This is a genomic window from Curtobacterium sp. MCLR17_043 (genome assembly GCF_003224215.1).
GTDB lineage: Bacteria > Actinomycetota > Actinomycetes > Actinomycetales > Microbacteriaceae > Curtobacterium > Curtobacterium flaccumfaciens.
On the sequence record NZ_QKLH01000018.1, the window covers coordinates 57,388 to 73,854 of the forward strand.

A 16,467-nucleotide genomic window follows, 5' to 3' on the forward strand; every position below is an offset into this window, starting at 1 on the left:
ACCTCACATCCATGTCAGGGGCAAGCCCGGATCGGAGCAACATGCGCATCGGTGACCTCGCGGCCGAGACCGGCGTCAGCGTCCGCTCGCTGCGGTACTACGAGGAGCAGGGGCTGCTCACCGCGTCGCGCACCGCGAGCGGGCAGCGGGTCTACACGGACGCAGCCGTCGAGCGGGTCCAGCTCGTGCAGCAGCTGTTCGCCGCCGGGCTCGCGAGCCGCACGATCGTGCAGCTGCTGCCCTGCGTCGACCGTGGGGAGTCGACGCCGGAGTCGTTCGCGCTCCTCATCGCCGAGCGGGACCGGATCACCGCGCAGCTGGCCGAGCTCGAGGCGGTCCGGGGGCGCCTCGACCAGGTCATCGCGATCACCGAGCACCCCACCGCCGAGCACTGCTCGGCACTGCGTGACCGACCTGCGGAGCCGGTCGCGGCCTGAGACGCGGCACCAGGACGGACGGGAGGCCCGTGGCGGGTCCACCACGGGCCTCCCGTCCGCATCCTGGTCACGACCAGGGCCGCGGGTGCGGCGTCAGGGCTGGAACACCTGGATCTGGTCCAGCTCGGCGAACCCTGTCCCCTTGGTGAAGGTGAGCGTGTTCGCGCCGGCCTTCAGCGTGACCGTCTTCTGCGCCCATCCGAACCGGCCCCAGTTGACGGTCGGCGCGTAGCTGACCGAACCGGCCGAGGTGCCGTTGACCGCGAGCGCGTGGGTGCTCGTCGCACCCGTGCCGTTGTCGTACCGGACGTTCACCGTGTACGTCCCCGCGGTCGCGGCCTGCACCGTGAACTGCACGGAACTCGTCGCGTTGTTGATGTTGCCGACCTTCGCGCCGCCCACCGCGTCGGCCTGCGTGACGGTGCTCGTGTCGTTCCGGACCGCGGACTCGGCCTCGTACCGCTGCGCGTTGATCGGGATCGACCCGACCCGCACGTCGTTGTACGTGGTGGTGAGGTTCTCGACGTTCGTCGCCTGGTACAGCGTCTTGCCGTCGGCGCTCGAGTCGAAGCCCTGGGCGAAGCCGCTGAACGTCCCGCCCTCGGCATCCCGCGCGTCGTACGTCACCGCGTACGGCAGCTGCTCCCACGAACCCGTGCCCTGGTTGCGGTTGACGACGAAGTTCTGGCCACCGTCGATGTTGCCCGCGCTGTCGAGGGACCACTTGGACGAGACGACGATCATGCCGTTGGCGTTGCCGGCGGTCGGCACCCAGCGCACCTCGGGCGACGACCCGACGCCACGGCCGTCCGGCAGCGCGATCTTGGTGCCGATGCTCGTCTCGGGGCTCCAGTTCAGACCGTCCGGTGAGGTCTTGAAGTACACCGGCGCCGTGTTGTTCGTCTGGCTCGGCCGGTTCACGACCTCGAACGTCGCCACGTAGTTGCCGTTCGGGATCCTCGTCACCGTGATCATGCCCGGACGGTCGCTCTTGTTGGTCGGTGCGGACACGTTGACCAGGGGACCCCAGGTCAGGCCGCCGTCCGTGGAGCGCCGGTAGCTGACGGCCTGCAGGACGTTGTTCGCCTTCTGCCGCTCGTCCGAGAAGTAGGTGACCAGCCCGCCGTTCGCGTCGACGGCGACGGACGGCTCCCACACCGTCGAGGTCGTCGAGCTCGGGCTCGGGTCGTAGGTGGCCGGGCCTCCGGTGTCGACGGTGCTGACGAAGGACCAGGTCAGTCCGTGGTCGAGGCTCTTGTACATGACCAGTCGGCTGCTCGAGCGGTCGGTGGGCATGATCATGCCGCTCAGCAGCAGCGTGCCGGCCGGCATCGTGCCGAGCTGGACCGGGGTCTCGTACAGCGAGGGCTGCGCGGTGCGGGTGAGCGTCGGGAACTGGGTGCTCGGCTTGACCGTGGCGACGCGGCTCCACGAGGTGCCGTTGTCCGTGCTCCGGTAGATCGGGTAGACCTGCACGCCGTTCTCGAGCACGAGCTGGTCGAAGGTGACGAACTGCTGGCCGTTGGCCGATCCGCTGTTCTTCAGGACGATGTTCTTCGCGTAGGTGGTGCCGGCAGCGCGGCCGCCCTCGGGGTTGAACGAGGAACCCGCTGCCGGCGAGTACACGAGGGCTCCGTTGCCGGTCGTGACCGCCTGTGCGGGGAGGGGGCCGGCGACGCCGGCGACGCCGGCGACGAGGGCTGCCGCGGCGGCGGCAGCGGTGACGACGAACGCGAGCGTTCGGCGTCGACGAGGCGCCGGAGCGGCGCCGAGGCGGAGGGACATGGTGCTCCGTTCGGTTGGTGGTGCAGTGGTGGTGGGCGGAGACGGACTGGAGGCGCGGGACCGACCCGACCCGCGCCTCCCGTCCGTCACGGGGTCGCGGACAGGGCCGCTGCCACGGCCCGTTCCTGTCGCGTGTGCGCGGCGAACGCGTCGGCGACCGGGTTGCGGCGACGGTCGAGGCCGCCGGCGCCGTCCTCGACGAGGTCGAAGAGGCCCATCGTGAGCAGGTGCTCCTGGCGTGGGGCGTCCGTGTGCCGCCAGGTCCACTCGTACATGTCGAACAGCGGCCACCAGGTGTAGCCGACGACCGGCACGCCCTCGTCACGGAGCTCCCGCACGGCCGTGACCGAGGCGTCCAGCCAGCCGATGCGCTCCTCGACCGAACCGGTGACGCACGTCTCCGTGAGCATGACCGGGGCGCCGTAGCGCTCGGCGTAGGTGGTGAGCACGTCGCGGAGCCCCTCGACGCCGGTGTCCTCGTAGGGCCGCGGGTCGGCGAATCCGCCGCCGTGGTGCACCCCCGCCTCGAACACCTCGGTGGAGTGCAGCGGGTAGTAGTTGACGCCCATCACGTCGGGCCGGACGGCGTGCTGCCGGAACCAGTCGAGGTCGGCGTCGGTGACGCCCCCGGACCGGAGTCGACCGACCAGGGGGTGCGCGTCGTCGACGCCACCGGTGACCAGGTCCTCGACCAGGAACGTCTGCGCGCGCAGGCGGGCGACCGTGTCGCGGTGTTCCGGGGCGTCGACGTCGCCCACGTACCGGATGCCGGCGTCCACGTGCACGAAGGTGGCGGCGTCCCCGAGCTCGCGCGTGATCGCGTGCTGCGTCGAGACGAACCCCTTGGCCAGGGCGGACGCGATCCGGGCCGACCCCTCGGCGCCGGTCAGGTACGGGGGCCAGTACCCGTACTCACCCGAGAACAGGGCGTGGATGACGGGCTCGTTGACGGGCGTGTAGTCGGTGGCGACGTCGCCGTACCGCGCCGCGAACCGGGCGGCGTACTCGGTGACGTGCGCCGGGTAGTCGGGGTGGGCGAACTGCCCGTCGAGCCAGAGCGGTGTGCCGTAGTGCAGCAGGTCGACGACGGGGCGCAGGCCGGTCTCGCGGAACCGCGCCATGACGCCGTCCACCCACGACCAGTCCCAGACGCCCGGCTCGGGGGCGACCCGGTACCAGGGGACGCCCCAGCGCAGGAGCTCGGCGCCGACGTCGACCGCCAGCCCGAGGTCGGCGGCGTACTGCCGGTAGTGGTCGGTGAGCTCGTACTCGTCGATGGGCCGTTCACCCGGTCGGGCCTGCGGGACGAAGGTGTCCTCGATGCCCAGGGCGAAGTGCAGCCTGCCGTCGTCGGACCAGTGCATGGTGTCTCGTTTCGTGGTGGGCACGGCCGCTCCGGGCTCGTGCGGGGTCGTCGTCACTTGAGCCCGGTGCTGGCGACGCTCTCGATGAAGCGGCGTTGCACGAGCAGGAACATGACGGCGAGGGGCAGCACGGCGATCAGGGCGCCGGCCATCATCACGCCCTGCGGGATGATCCCGCCGGGTCCGGTCAGCAGGGTGAGGCCGGACGTGATGGTCCCCATGTCCTGGTCGGTGGTGAACACCAGCGGCCAGAGCAGGTCGTTCCAGTTGTTGACGAAGGTGAAGATGCCGAGGGTGAGCAGGGCGGGGACGGCGTTCGGCAGGACGACGCTCCGGAAGATCCGCCACTCCGAGGCCCCGTCGATCCGCGCCGCGTTGTCCAGGTCGCGGGGGAGCGACACGAAGAACTGCCGCAGGAAGAAGATCCCGAAGGCGTCGGCCGCCCGCGGCGCGATCAGCCCCGCGAACGTGTTCACCCACCCGAGGTCGGACACCAGTTGGTAGATCGGGATGAGCGTCGCCTGGAACGGGATCATCAGGCTGGCGACGATCACGATGAGCAGCACCTTGCTGCCCCGGAAGTCGAGCCGTGCCAGGGCGTAGGCGGCGAGCGCGTCGAACGCCAGCGCGAACACCGTCACACCGCCGGCGAAGGCGAAGCTGTTCAGGATGAGCCGCCCGAACGGCAGCTGCGTGAAGATCGCCCGGAAGTTGTCGAGCGTCCAGGTGTGCGGGAACAGCGTCGGCGGGTAGGCGTTGACCTCGCTCGCCGGCTTGAACGCGGTGAACACGATCACGAGCACGGGGAGCAGCACCGCCAGGGTCACGACGGCCACGGCTGCGAAGCCGAGCCACCGCATCGACGGCTGTCGACGGGCCACCGTGCTGGGTCGGACGACGGTCGCGGGACGGGGGAGCGCGGTCATGATGCGGTGTCCTCTCCGCGCTTCCCGAAGAACAGGAACTGCACGAGGCTGAGCAGCAGGGTCGCGATGAGGAGCACGTACGCCAGGGCGCTCGCGAACCCGAGGTCGAGGTCCTTGAAGCCGGACTGGTAGATCTGCATGACGATCGTCTCCGTCGACCGGTACGGACCACCGCCGGTCAGGACGTAGATCTGGTCGAACGCCTGCAGCGCGGCGATGAGGGCGACGATCACGACGAACGCCATCGTGTTGCTCAGCATCGGGAAGGTGACGTTCGCGAACCGCTGGCGGCCGTTCGCGCCGTCGAGCTGCGCTGCCTCGTACAGGCTCGTGGGGATCTCCTGCAGCCCGGCCAGGAAGATCACCACGTAGAAGCCGAAGTTCTTCCACACGGCCACGAGCACCACGGTGGGCATCGCGAGCGTCGGGTCCTGCAGCACGTTGCCGAGCCGGATGCCGACGAGCTGCAGCCAGTGGTTCAGCAGGCCGATCTGCGGGTCGAGCAGGTACGACCACGCGAACGCGGCGACGGCCAGGGACACGATGAACGGCAGGAACAACGCCGACCGGAAGAACCCGCGGAACGGCAGGGCCGGGTGGTTCAGCACGAGGGCGAGCACCAGGGCGACGACGATCGCGACGGGGGTGAAGAGCACCGAGTAGAGCGCGGTGTTGCCGATGGACCGCAGGACGTCGGGGTCGGTGAAGACCCGGACGTAGTTCGCGAAGCCGATGAACGACGGGTCGCCGAACCCGCTGGCGTCGGTGAACGACAGCTGGAGCGCCGAGAGCATCGGCCAGAGCACGAACGCCCCGAGGATGACGATCGCGGGTGCGAGGAACCCGACGATGGTGGCGCGGCGGCGGAACGTGCCGTTCAGGGGCGATCGTCCGCCGAGCTGGCCCGGTGGTCGGTACCGACGGCGTCGGCCGAGTTGCTGCGTGGTCACGAGGGTCCTCCGAGGGCCGCTGCTGCTACTTCAGGGCCGACTGCACGTCGGCGTCGGCGGTGGCGAGGAGCGATCCGGGGTCCCCGCCCGCCATCGCCTTCTGGGTCGCGGTGTCCACGGCGGTGAGCACGTCGGCGCTGTCGACCACGCCGGGCAGGAGCGGGATCGTGGTGCCCGGCAGCCCCGTGAGCGTCGCGACGGTCGGGTTCTCGTCGACGTCGGCGGCGGTGACGTCGGTGCGGAGCGGCGGCCAGCCGGACCCGAGGGCCCACTTCGTCGCGACGGACTGCTCGTTGAAGTAGCGCAGGAACCGCTCGGCTGCGGCCTGCTTCGCGTCGTCGGTCTGGGCCGTCACACCGAGCGAGATGCCGATGGCCGAGGCCACCTGTGCTTCGGGGCCCGCCGGGATCGCGGCGATGCCGTAGTCGATGTCCGAGGCCTCGGCGACGCCGGCCATCCAGGGGCCGCCGATCTCCATGGCGGTCTTGCCGGCCGTGAAGAGCTTGTCCGCGGCGATGCCGTCGACACCGGTCGGCGAGATCTTGTCGTTGCGCACCGCCTTCGCCCAGTACTCGAGCGTCTCGGCGTTCGCGGCGGAGTCGATGGTGGACTTCGTGCCCGCCTCGTTCGTGATCGATCCGCCGTTGCCGGCGAACAGGCTCGGCCAGATGCCGTTGCCGACGGTCTGGTGGTCCGGCAGCACGAGCCCGTACTGCTCGGGGGTGCCGTCGCCGTTCTCGTCCTTCGTGAGCTTCTTCGCGTCGGCGACCCACTCGTCCCAGGTGGTCGGGAAGGAGTCGATGCCGGCCGCTGCGAACAGCTTCTTGTTGTAGATCACGGAGAGCGGGACGAACCCGCTCGGCACCCCGTACTCATTGCCGTCGACCCGTTCCATCGCGACGGCCTGTTCCTTCAGGTCCCCGGTGTTGTTGGCGTCGTCGGCGTAGAAGTCGCTGAGGTCGACCAGCGCCTTCTTCTGCGCGTAGACCGGCAGCCGGTCGGAGGTCATCGCGACGAGGTCCGGGCCCTTCTTCGCGGACAGGGCGGGGAGCATCGTGTCGTCGATCACGGCCCAGGTCTTCGTCTGGGTCGTGATGGTGACCTTGTCCTGCGAGGCGTTGAAGTCCTTGACGATGCCGTCCAGGACCTTGCCGTCGGCCTCGGTGTACCCGTGCCAGAACGTCAGGTCGACGTGGCCGCCGTCACCCGACGATCCGGGGGAGCCGGCGCACCCGGCGAGGGAGAGCGACGCCGCTGCTGCGAGCGCGACGACCGCGATGTGCTTCTTCATCGAAAACCTGCCATCCGTCCGGCACGTCGGTGTGCGGACCTCGTCCATCCCGGATTTACACCGGTGTAAATGTGGACAGTAGCCGGTGCTCGACCGCCCGGTCAAGGGGTCGGGGAGCACCCGTGGTCACCGGGTCAGGCAGCAACCGGACGCAACGGTCCGGACGACGCCCGGACGACGAGTGCGTGCGGGGAGCGCAGCACCCCCGGTGTCGCCGGGGCACCCTCCTCGAGCTGGGCGACGAGCACCCCGACCGCCGTCGCCGCGACCCGGTCCAGGTCGGCCGACACCGTGGTCAGCGCCGGGGTCGAGTACGCCGACTCCTCGATGTCGTCGAACCCGACGACCGCGACGTCGTCCGGCACGGTCCGGCCCGCGAGTTGCAGGGCACTCATCGCCCCGAGTGCCAGCGCGTCGTTGCAGCAGACGATCCCGTCGACCGGCACGCCGGCGTCGAGGAGCTGCCGTGCAGCCGCCGCGCCCTCGGCCCGGTGCCACAGGGCGGTCGGCACGACCCGCTCGAGCGCGAACGGCACGCCGTGGTCGTCGAGCGCCTCGCGGTAGCCCCGCAGACGCTCCTGCGCCGTGCGCACGGGGCCCGACGGGTCGGAGCCGATGAACGCGATCGACCGGCGGCCGGCGTCGAGCAGATGGGCGGTCGCGTCCCGCAGCGCGTCCGCGTTCGACATCGCGATGAACGGCACGGGGGCGTCCGGGATCGGCTCACCGAGCACGACCAGGGGGAACTTCACCTCGAGTGCGGCGGCGTCGCTCGGCCGGACGGTCAGCGGGCTGTAGATGATGCCGTCGATCGAGTGCTCGCGCATCCGGGTGATCGCGTCCGCCTCGCGCACGCCGCTCGCGGTCTGCTCGATGAGCACCGTGTACCCCACGGCTCCGGCAGCGCGGATGACGGCGTCGGCGAGTTCGGCGAAGTACGCCTGCCGCAGTTCCGGCACCGCGAGCCCGAGCACCTTGGAGCGTCCGGCGCGGAAGTTCCTTGCCGAGACGTTGAGCTCGTAGCCGAGCTCGTCGACGGCGGCCATCACGCGGTCACGGGTGCGGACGGAGACGTGTTCGTAGCCGGACAGCACGTTCGAGACGGTCTTCTTCGAGACACCCGCCACGGCGGCGACGTCGCTCATCGTGGGCGGAGAGCGGTGCCCCTGCGCCATCGGGCGCCCCCTCTCACGTGCGGACTGCGTTCGGCAGGAACCTACCGCACCAGCGTGGTGCGGACCGGACGGGAGGCCCGTGGCGGGCCCGCCACGGGCCTCCCGTTCAGGCTCGGCCCGTCCAGGGCCCCGCTCAGTCCGCCAGGAACCGTCAGCTCCCGGTCTGCTCCGTCGGTGCGGCCACGGGCTTCGACTGGCTCGACCCTCGTTGCCGCAGGGACACGGTGGCGATCACCATCACCGAGATGACCAGGAACTCCGACTGCCAGTTCTGCATCGACTCGAACCAGAACTGGCTCGTGCCCAGGTAGCCCCACGCCGAGACCACGCTGTCGCCGTGCTCGAGCTGCTCCTCGTTGTAGGCCGCAGCGCCTCCGATCACGTGCCCCACGACACTGCCGAGGAACAGCACCGCGAACAGGATCAGCAGGGAGTTCTCGTACAGCATGAGCACGATCCCGCCCCGGCGCACCGGCCACGGGGCCTTCGGGTCGTCGGCGTGCTCCCGGGGGTCCTCGTCCTGCGGGCTCTGTTCGTCCAGTGGCTCGGACTCGCTCGACCCCTTCTGGAACAGGAACACCGTGAACACGATGTACGCGCCCATCTGCAGGAACTCGCTCTCCCAGTTCTCGAACGTGGCCTCGGCGAAGTCCCCGCTCGTCAGGAAGCCCCAGAGCGACACGGCTGCCTCACCGTGCTGGAGGGCGTCCGCCGCGGACACCCGCCACCCGGCGAACACCATGCCGACGAAGCACACGACGAAGACGGCTACGTTCGCGAGGAGCAGGCCGTGCCGTCGCACGCGCTGCCACCCACTCGATCCGTTGTGCAGGCCGAGGGTCACCGGGTCCTCCGTTCGTCGTGTCGAGCCCATCCTGGTCCGGACGCCACGAACGCCTTCGCAGGACCGTCCTGGCCGGATCGCGCTGGTGCGCGAGCCGGTTCCGGACACCTTCCGCACACCGGCTGTCCGACTTTCGCCGTCCGACCCCGGTTCGTCCACGACCGCCGGGGAGCCCGACCTACCGTCGATGCCAGCCCGATCGCCAGGACCGCCGACGCCGGCGAGGACGCAGAGAGGAATGGGCCCGAGCCATGACCACCACGACCACCTTCACCACCGACACCGCACTCGCCCCGAAGCACGCCCACACCGCAGTGGCCCGCCGTGCACGCTGCGTCTCCGAGCGCAGCCCCTTCACCGAGATGCGCGAACAGGCTCGGCTCCGGACGCTCATGGTCGCCGCGACCGCGACCGGGATCGTCTCGGTCACCGCCACGGCATCCGCGGCCGTCGTCGTGATCGGTCTCGGCGCATGAGCCCCGTGGCCCAGCCGTTCGACGACGACGCGATGGACGAACTCCGTGCCCAGCCCCTCGAGTGGCGCCGCCGCGGCCTGACACCCCCCACCGAACTCGAGGCGCTCATCACCCGACGGCTGTCCGGCGTGGTGCGGGGCGTCCCGGCTGACCCGACGTACGCGGACTTCTTCGTGGCAGCGTGAGCAGCACCACCCTCGTGGCCGAACCGACCGCCTCGTCCGGAGCGCCGGTCGGGCTCGGAGCGCTCGATGCGCTCGACACCGTCCGCCACCGGCACGACGAGTGGATGCGCGGGCTGCTGGAGCACGAGGCCGCGTTCGATGACCCCCGGGACCGCTTGCTCGCCGTGTTCACCCACCTGGAGCACCGACTCGTGGCCGACGGGCACCGGGCGTGGTCCGACACGGCCCATGCCGGAGCAGGATCAGCCGCCGACGGGACCGACCTCGTCGACCTGCTGCACGACCAGCTGCGGCAGGTCGAGGCGCACGTCGCCGAACGCTGCGCGGCCGCCGCGTTGCCGGCGTACCTCGGCCAGGCGCTCACCCTGCTGCTCCACGGAGCCCACGTCGAGGCGACGGTCCACCGCTCGGTGCAACCGGTCCGCACGGCTCGGACCGCTGCGGCGATGTTGCTCGCGGTGCACGAGGGCGACGCCCTGTTCTGACCGCATCTGGACAATCGCACGATGGCCCCGAACCGGGGTGTGAAACTACTGCTCGAGCGACATGAACGACGACACCGAGCAGCCCGCGCGTATCCGGGTCGACGAGCAGGGCACGGACCTCGCAGCCGCGAAGCAGACCCTCGCGACCGCGTACGACGGCATCGAGTGGCACGCCGACACCACGGGTGACGGGTTCGACTACCGGTACACGGCAGCCGGCGACGGCACGATGACGCTCCGCGCCGTGCACTTCGGTGGACGCCTGACGGGCGAGATGCCCGCCGGTGACGACTTCGTCGTGCAGTGGATCACCCGCGGGCTCGGCGTCCTGGGCGACGGCGGCACCGCCATCCACCTGGTGCCGGGACGCCCGCAGATGTGGCCGAACGAGGCGTTCCCGTTCCGCTTCGAGGACTACGACCAGCGGCTCGTCCAGGTGAACCGCGCAGCCGTCGAGGGGGTCGCCGCCGAGCGTGGCCTGTCGCTCCGCCGCTTCGACCACACCGCCCGGATCGACGACGCGGCGATCCGGCAGTGGCGACAGACGGTCCAGCTCATCTCCGCCACGACCCTGGACCGACAGGCGTCCCCGCTGCTGCAGGCGGAGATGGGCCGGCTGGCCGCGGTGTCCCTGCTCGAGCTCTACCCCCGCGCCACCGCCGACCTGCCGCACGAACTGCTGCTGCCGCAGCACCGTCGGATCCGGCAGGTCGTCGAGTACGTCCACGAGCACGCGCACCTGCCGATCACCAGCACCGACCTGGCCCGGATGGCGCACCTCAGCCTCCGCGCCCTGCAGGCCGCCTTCCAGCGGCTGCTCGGCATGTCGCCGAACGCCTACATCCGCTCGGTGCGCCTCGACCGCATCCGGACCGAACTGCTGGCGTCCGACCCGGCCACCACGAACGTCGCCGACGTCGCCCGCTACTGGGGCTTCGCCCACGCGGGCCGGTTCTCCGCCGCGTACGCCGACCGGCACGGCGAGTACCCGAGCGAGACGCTCCGCCGCTCCTGACGGCGTGCGCGCGACTCAGAGCGTGACGCCGGTGGCCGTCGCGAGCGCGTCGAGCAGTTCGGTGCGGAACCGCTGGTCGGCGACCGCCGGGTGCGGCTCCTGCCGCTCCCCGTGGAACCAGTAACCACCCGTCACGGTTTGGTTCGGGTCGGTCGCGAGCGTCTCCTGCGTGCGGTGTCCGAGCTCGAAGTCGTCCGGAGCGCCCGCCCCGCCCATCTTGGTCGCCACCCAGCCCGGGTCGACGGCGTTGCTCAGCACGCCCGGGCGCCGGAGCGGCACCTCGGCGGCGAGCGCCGTCACGAACAGCTTCGTGTCGGAGTACGAGTTCGTCTCCGACGCGCCGGTCCAGTCGACGGTGTCCAGGCCCGGACGGCCGCCCCGGTGCATCCCGCTGCTCAGGTACACGTGCCGCCCCGGCGAGCGCAGCAACGCGGTGAACAGGTAGGGCGCCACGACGTTGACGGGCACCAGGGAACGGCCGGAGATCACGCCGGCGTTGTGCACGACGGCGTCGAGCGGGGTGCCGGCGTCGAGTTCCCGGGCGGTGGCGATCACGGCGTCGCGGTCCGCCAGGTCGGCGACGACGAGTTCGGCGCCGCGCTCCACCAGGTCGGCGACCGCCTCGGCGCGGCCCGGGTTGCGCGCGTGGACGACGACGTCGTGTCCGCTGCGGAGCAGCGAGTCGGCGGTTCCCCGCCCGAGGCCGTCGGTGGATCCGGTGACGAGGATGCGTGCCATCCGCCCATCATGCGCCCGGCGGCTGCGGCGGGTCCGGCAGGTGGACCGGCAACGGGCGGACTGGAGGCGCGGTGCGGGCCCGCCACGGGCCTCCCGGCTGTTCACGGGCCGGCCACAGGGCCGCGGTACGGTCGCTGCATGAGCAGCTTCCTCGAGCCGATCGACGCCGTCGGCGTCGGTGACGCGACGATCGTGCCGGACGCCACGCGACCGGTCGCGGCGGTCGTCACGGGCGACGACGTGCGGTGGGTGACGTGGCCGGACGCCCCGTTGCCGGACGGTGCGGTCGACGAGGTCGGGGTCCTCGCGACCGACGGGGGCGCCTGGGTCGTCTACGGATCGCTCGAGGAAGTGGGCGACGACCTCGACGAGATGTCCCGGACCGCCGTGCACGTCACGCCGACCGGGGTGACGTGCGCCGTCGACCTCGGTGATCGACGCGTGCTCGGGGCGGACGTCGAGGGGCTGTGGATCGGCGACCCGCGTGACGCGTCGATGTGGATGGGTGAGGACGAGGACTCCGAGGACGACGGCCTCGAGGATCCGGAGGACGACGACGGGGACTCGGACGACCCGCTCGACGGCGTCGACCCGGAGACCCTGCCGTGGGCGCCGACGGAGCCGTTCTGGCCGTCGCCGGAGGAGTGGGCGGCGACGCTGGCGGCCGGCGAGGAGCCGGAGGACGAAGACCCCGAGCTGCTGGACGACGACGACGCGGACGATGACGGCCCCCGCTACTTCTGGAGTGCCGGATCCGACGCCGACGACGAGGACGACTTCCCTCGTCGGTCGGGAGCACCGGCCGTTCCCGCGCCACCCCTGCCGACCCCGCCGACCGAGCTCGTGCTCGTGCGGACCGACGGCAGCCGGACGACGATCGCCGTCGACCACCTGGTCGAGGACGTCCGCCGTACCGGCTCGGTCCTCACCATCCGGTACGCACCGACCGGTCCGCGACTGGAGCCCGACGCGTCCGTGTTCCGGAACGTCGTCTACGTCTCCCGCGAGGTCGACCTCGACGTGACCGGCGGCCTGCCCGCCACCGTGACCACGGGGGACCTGCCGTCCCGCCCTGCGGACGACGAGGACGAGACGTCGTGGGAGGACGAGCAGGACCGACCGGAAACGGCTCTCGCACCGTGGACGGAGCGGTTCGACCTGACCGACGTCGAGGGCGCGCGCTGGCCGCTGCACGACCTGGACGCTGCCGCACGGGAGCGCGCGGTCGCGGACCTCGTGGGCGTGTTCGAGGCACTCGACCAGCCCGACATCCGGTGGACCCGCGACCACCCCGAACCCCGTCGGTCGGTGAGCGACTACCGAGCCGTCGAGGTCACCGTCGAGGGGGAGTGGCCCGCGACCGAGGTCGTGGTGTCGTTCGAGCACCGCACCGTGCCGTACCTGCGGCTCCGTCGGCGCTACCGGGTGTTCGACGACGTCGGGCACGTGCAGGACCGGCCGTACGTCGGCGTGCACCTGGACGAGGACATCGACAGCGGGCACATCGCCGACCGGTCGGACGCGGTGGACGGGGTGCTCGACATCTGAGGGGCGCTGCGCTGCCGGTCAGTGCCTCATCAGACCTCGGCGACGGCCCGCAGCTCGAGCGCCACGGCGTTCAGGTCCTCGATCAGCCCGCCCGCCCGGTCGGCGTACTCGCTCGTCGTACCGGCCGCCGTGCAGCAGGTGTCGGCGCAGCCGTCCCATGCCCCGATGATCCCACCGCACATTGCGGCCCGCTGGTCCTGTACGTTCCCTGTGTAGACATCCCCTGACCAGAGAGGACGCGGCGCCATGAGTGACGGCACGCCCCAGTACAACCAGCAGAACCCGAACCCCTACGCCGCCGGCGGGCAGCCCTACGGCGCTCCGATGCAGCCGTCGTCCGACCGCTTCAACGTCATGGCGATCGTCGGGTTCGTCCTGGCGTTCGTGATCAACATCGCCGGCCTCGTGGTCTCGATCATCGCGCTCTCGCAGATCAAGAAGACCGGGGAGCGTGGCCGCGGCCTCGCCCTCGCCGGCGTCATCATCAGCGCCCTGTCGCTCGTGTTCGGCATCATCTGGATCATCTTCGTGGTCGCGGTCCTCGCGAACGCCCCCACCAGCACCACGGGCGGGTACTGACGCCCACCAGCACCACACCGGAGGCCCGTGGCAGCTCGCCACGGGCCTCCGGTCTGTTCGAGGCTGGTTCCTGAGTCCTGGCCTCAGCCGATGACGCCGGTGTGCTCCAGCACGATGTTCAGACCGATCAGGATCAGGACGACACCACCCGCGATCTCCGCCGGCTTGCCGAAACGGGCACCGACACGGCGACCGACCAGGACCCCGACGAACGACAGCACCGCGGTGGTGATCCCGATGAGCAGCACCGCGCCGCCGATCGAGACGGGCAGGAACGCCAGGGTGACGCCCACCGCCAGGGCGTCGATGCTGGTCGCGACCGCCAGCACGAGGAGCTCGCGGACCGGCAGCCGATCGGTGTCCTGCTCGGTGTCCTCGTGCTTCGAGAACGCCTCCCACAGCATCTTCCCGCCGATCAGCGCGAGCAGCCCGAACGCGACCCAGTGGTCGAAGGCCGCGATGTACTGCGCGAACGCCGACCCGAGCAGCCAGCCGAGCAACGGCATCACCGCCTGGAACACCCCGAACGTCAGCGCGATCACGATCGCGTGCCGCACGTCGAAGCGCTTCATGTGCAGGCCCTTGCCGAGGGCGACGGCGAAGGCGTCCGCGGAGACGCCGAGCGCGATGAGGAAGAGGGCCCAGAAGGACATGGGGGTGGCGCCTTTCGAGACGGTCGGATGGAGACTCCGACGTCTCAGGACCTGACGATCCTGGCACGGTCCACGGCACGAAAAGGCCTGATCAGCGGGATTCGTCGCCCCGAATCCGCGGGTTGGTGGGCCCGGTCCGCCAACCCGGCCCACGTTCTCGACGTGACCAGGGGACGGACTGGAGGCTCGTGGCGGGCACGGCCACGAGCCTCCAGTCCGGCAGTCAGTGCGTCAGGAACCGGCGGCCGCGTGCGCGGCCACCTGGCTGGCCGTCAGTTCGGTGCCGTAGACGGCGGCGTACCGCATCGACCCGGTGAAGTACGGGTTGTTCGTGGCACCCGGCCACCCGCTGACGACGTCGTAGCCGACCCGGAAGTACCCGGTGAAGTTCTCGGGGCTCTTGAACGCCGCGTTCGACGCGACGAGCGTGCCGTCGACGTACAGGCGCATGCCGTTGGTGGGCGACATCGTCGCCACCGTGTGGTGCCAGGCGCCGTCGTTGACAGCCGTCGGCGACGTGATGACCTGGGTGGCGCCGTTGTACGTGCCGAACGCGAGCTGTCCGCTGGTGGTCAGGTAGAGCTTCCGGTCGTGCTGGCTCGACGCTCCGGTCTGGCTGCTGCCGAAACCGACGAGCATGCCGCCGGCGACCGTGGTTCGGAACCAGACCTCCTCGCTGAAGGTCGTCGGGTTGGCGTACGAGCGCGGGGTGGAGACGTAGCTCGTCGAACCGTTGAGCGCGTACGCGCTCCCGCTGTCACGCGGGCAGGCGTTCGGGCTCGGCGTGGTCGCGGTCATGGTGCCCTGGTAGGTGCCGTTCGCGCCACGACCGGACCAGTCGGTGGCCGTCTTCGAACCCGAGGCCTCGGTCAGGCGGTAGGCGAACAGGGCGTTCGCGGTGTCGGCACCGACGGCACCCGTGCACGTGAAGTACGGGGCGGTCGCCGCGGTGTTCGCACTGTTGGTCACACGCGCGCTGTAGGCCGAGCGGGTCGGCGCGAACTGGTTGAGCAGGACGACGACGGCCAGGGCGACCACGAGGAGGACGGCGACGACGCGACCGTCGCGCAGGCGGCGGAGGATCACGAGGGACGCACCGCCTCGACGCGGCCGACGGCCAGGCATGCCACGAGCGGCACGAGGCACACGGCGATCAACGCGACCCAGCCCAGGGGATCGAGGTCGATGTTCGACATGAGCTGGTAGTGCCCGTTCTTCGTCAGCTCGTGGATGACGACCCGACCGATCTCGCCGTCGACCAGGTGGACGCTGTTGCCACCGTGGGCGTCGACGCGGACCGGGAAGATCCCCGACGAGATCACGGTGGCCTCGACCCCGGTCGGGCTCGAGGTGTTCGTGATCGTCGTCACGTTGACGAACGGCTTGAACACGAACGCCGCGTACGAGGCGGTGAGGGCGCTGCCCGCGATCCGCAGGCACGTGCGGGTCACCCGGTCGGTGAACGCGCTGGTCAGGGTCAGGATGATCAGTGTGCCGATGAGCAGGATCGGGGCGGCGCGGAGCAGCCAGCCGATGCGCGGGACCAGGAGCGCGGGGGTGCCGATCACGTCGGCCTGGGTGAGCGTCCACGGGTCGGTCGCGCCGTTGACGTCACCGCGGGTGTGGATCCCGCCGTCCGCGTCGATCGAGACGATGCGGTGCGTGTAGACGACATCCGGGTTGGCGGAGGTCTCGAACGAGACGATGTCGCCGACGCTGAGCGTGGCGACGTCCACCGGCAGGTCGAGCACGAGGGTGCCGACCGGGGCGGCTTCGCCCATCGAGGGGGTCTCGACGACGAACCAGCGGCCGCCGGCGGAGAGGAACAGGACGGCGGCGGTGAGGAGCAGTGCGGCGATCGCGGCGACCGACCAGGCGAGGACCGTCTCGGAGCGGGTGACCTGACGGCCGCGGAGGACCGGGCGGTCGAGCATGCCGCTGAGCGGGATCGCTGCGGTCTGGCTCATGGGCTCTGCTCCGGGAGGTCGGGGTGGGGCCTGTCTCTTATACACATCT

Annotated in this window: 19 protein-coding genes; 7 read left to right on the forward strand and 12 right to left on the reverse strand. The window is 70.8% G+C overall.

Annotated elements, in window-relative coordinates:
• Positions 1–41: 41 nt before the first annotated feature.
• Positions 42–437 (forward strand): MerR family transcriptional regulator, encoded by a 396-nt coding sequence (locus tag DEJ03_RS15680; RefSeq protein WP_110865341.1) that lies wholly within the window; start codon positions 42–44, stop codon positions 435–437.
• Positions 438–530: 93 nt separating this feature from the next.
• Here DEJ03_RS15680 and DEJ03_RS15685 read toward each other — a convergent pair whose 3' ends face one another.
• From DEJ03_RS15685 to DEJ03_RS15715, 7 genes are all read right to left on the reverse strand, one after another.
• Positions 531–2,222 (reverse strand): CBM35 domain-containing protein, encoded by a 1,692-nt coding sequence (locus tag DEJ03_RS15685; protein WP_110865342.1) that lies wholly within the window; start codon positions 2,220–2,222, stop codon positions 531–533.
• Positions 2,223–2,308: 86 nt separating this feature from the next.
• Positions 2,309–3,586, reverse strand: coding sequence for a family 1 glycosylhydrolase (locus DEJ03_RS15690; RefSeq protein ID WP_110865361.1), 1,278 nt, complete (start codon positions 3,584–3,586; stop codon positions 2,309–2,311).
• A 53-nt stretch (positions 3,587–3,639) separates the two neighbouring features.
• The gene (locus tag DEJ03_RS15695) at positions 3,640–4,512 is read right to left on the reverse strand and encodes a carbohydrate ABC transporter permease (RefSeq protein WP_110865343.1); all 873 of its coding nucleotides are present in this window, start codon (positions 4,510–4,512) and stop codon (positions 3,640–3,642) included.
• Entirely contained in the window at positions 4,509–5,462 is a 954-nt protein-coding gene (locus tag DEJ03_RS15700; RefSeq protein ID WP_110865344.1) for a carbohydrate ABC transporter permease, read from the reverse strand. Before DEJ03_RS15700 ends, DEJ03_RS15695 begins: the two co-directional genes overlap by 4 nt.
• A 25-nt stretch (positions 5,463–5,487) precedes the next feature.
• A complete protein-coding gene (locus DEJ03_RS15705) occupies positions 5,488–6,753 on the reverse strand; it encodes an ABC transporter substrate-binding protein (protein WP_110865345.1) in 1,266 nt (421 codons plus the stop codon).
• Positions 6,754–6,887: 134 nt separating this feature from the next.
• The gene (locus DEJ03_RS15710) at positions 6,888–7,898 is read right to left on the reverse strand and encodes a LacI family DNA-binding transcriptional regulator (protein WP_181422755.1); all 1,011 of its coding nucleotides are present in this window, start codon (positions 7,896–7,898) and stop codon (positions 6,888–6,890) included.
• 181 nt (positions 7,899–8,079) lie between these two features.
• A complete protein-coding gene (locus DEJ03_RS15715) occupies positions 8,080–8,772 on the reverse strand; it encodes a DUF6766 family protein (protein ID WP_258370878.1) in 693 nt (230 codons plus the stop codon).
• Between the two features lie 251 nt (positions 8,773–9,023).
• Here DEJ03_RS15715 and DEJ03_RS15720 point away from each other — a divergent pair, with 251 nt between their 5' ends.
• From DEJ03_RS15720 to DEJ03_RS15735, 4 genes are all read left to right on the forward strand, one after another.
• The gene (locus DEJ03_RS15720) at positions 9,024–9,248 is read left to right on the forward strand and encodes a hypothetical protein (protein WP_110865347.1); all 225 of its coding nucleotides are present in this window, start codon (positions 9,024–9,026) and stop codon (positions 9,246–9,248) included.
• A complete protein-coding gene (locus tag DEJ03_RS15725; RefSeq protein ID WP_111099667.1) occupies positions 9,245–9,433 on the forward strand; it encodes a hypothetical protein in 189 nt (62 codons plus the stop codon). The genes DEJ03_RS15720 and DEJ03_RS15725 overlap by 4 nt, the downstream gene beginning before the upstream one ends.
• On the forward strand, positions 9,430–9,918 hold the full coding sequence (locus DEJ03_RS15730) for a hypothetical protein (protein ID WP_110865349.1): 489 nt from the start codon (positions 9,430–9,432) through the stop codon (positions 9,916–9,918). The genes DEJ03_RS15725 and DEJ03_RS15730 overlap by 4 nt, the downstream gene beginning before the upstream one ends.
• 61 nt (positions 9,919–9,979) lie before the next feature.
• Positions 9,980–10,933, forward strand: a complete 954-nt coding sequence (locus DEJ03_RS15735) for an AraC family transcriptional regulator (RefSeq protein WP_110865350.1) — start codon at positions 9,980–9,982, stop codon at positions 10,931–10,933.
• A 15-nt stretch (positions 10,934–10,948) separates the two neighbouring features.
• Here DEJ03_RS15735 and DEJ03_RS15740 read toward each other — a convergent pair whose 3' ends face one another.
• The gene (locus DEJ03_RS15740) at positions 10,949–11,671 is read right to left on the reverse strand and encodes an SDR family NAD(P)-dependent oxidoreductase (RefSeq protein WP_110865351.1); all 723 of its coding nucleotides are present in this window, start codon (positions 11,669–11,671) and stop codon (positions 10,949–10,951) included.
• Between the two features lie 138 nt (positions 11,672–11,809).
• On the opposite strand from DEJ03_RS15740, the gene DEJ03_RS18340 reads away from it, so the two are divergent.
• Positions 11,810–13,219 carry a hypothetical protein gene (locus tag DEJ03_RS18340; RefSeq protein ID WP_110865352.1) on the forward strand — a complete coding sequence of 470 codons (1,410 nt, stop codon included), beginning with the start codon at positions 11,810–11,812 and terminating at the stop codon, positions 13,217–13,219.
• Positions 13,220–13,248: 29 nt separating this feature from the next.
• Here the strand turns inward: DEJ03_RS18340 and DEJ03_RS18075 are convergent, their stop codons facing one another.
• Positions 13,249–13,401 carry a hypothetical protein gene (locus DEJ03_RS18075; RefSeq protein ID WP_181422756.1) on the reverse strand — a complete coding sequence of 51 codons (153 nt, stop codon included), beginning with the start codon at positions 13,399–13,401 and terminating at the stop codon, positions 13,249–13,251.
• Between the two features lie 64 nt (positions 13,402–13,465).
• On the opposite strand from DEJ03_RS18075, the gene DEJ03_RS15750 reads away from it, so the two are divergent.
• Positions 13,466–13,798 carry a DUF4190 domain-containing protein gene (locus DEJ03_RS15750; protein ID WP_110865353.1) on the forward strand — a complete coding sequence of 111 codons (333 nt, stop codon included), beginning with the start codon at positions 13,466–13,468 and terminating at the stop codon, positions 13,796–13,798.
• Positions 13,799–13,881: 83 nt separating this feature from the next.
• Here the strand turns inward: DEJ03_RS15750 and DEJ03_RS15755 are convergent, their stop codons facing one another.
• The 3 genes from DEJ03_RS15755 to DEJ03_RS15765 all read right to left on the reverse strand — a co-directional run bounded on the left by DEJ03_RS15755 (position 13,882) and on the right by DEJ03_RS15765 (position 16,418).
• On the reverse strand, positions 13,882–14,451 hold the full coding sequence (locus DEJ03_RS15755; RefSeq protein WP_027466883.1) for a manganese efflux pump MntP family protein: 570 nt from the start codon (positions 14,449–14,451) through the stop codon (positions 13,882–13,884).
• A gap of 231 nt (positions 14,452–14,682) precedes the next feature.
• The gene (locus tag DEJ03_RS15760; protein WP_110865354.1) at positions 14,683–15,537 is read right to left on the reverse strand and encodes a LamG domain-containing protein; all 855 of its coding nucleotides are present in this window, start codon (positions 15,535–15,537) and stop codon (positions 14,683–14,685) included.
• A complete protein-coding gene (locus tag DEJ03_RS15765) occupies positions 15,534–16,418 on the reverse strand; it encodes a S26 family signal peptidase (RefSeq protein WP_110865355.1) in 885 nt (294 codons plus the stop codon). Before DEJ03_RS15765 ends, DEJ03_RS15760 begins: the two co-directional genes overlap by 4 nt.
• Positions 16,419–16,467 lie beyond the last annotated feature (49 nt).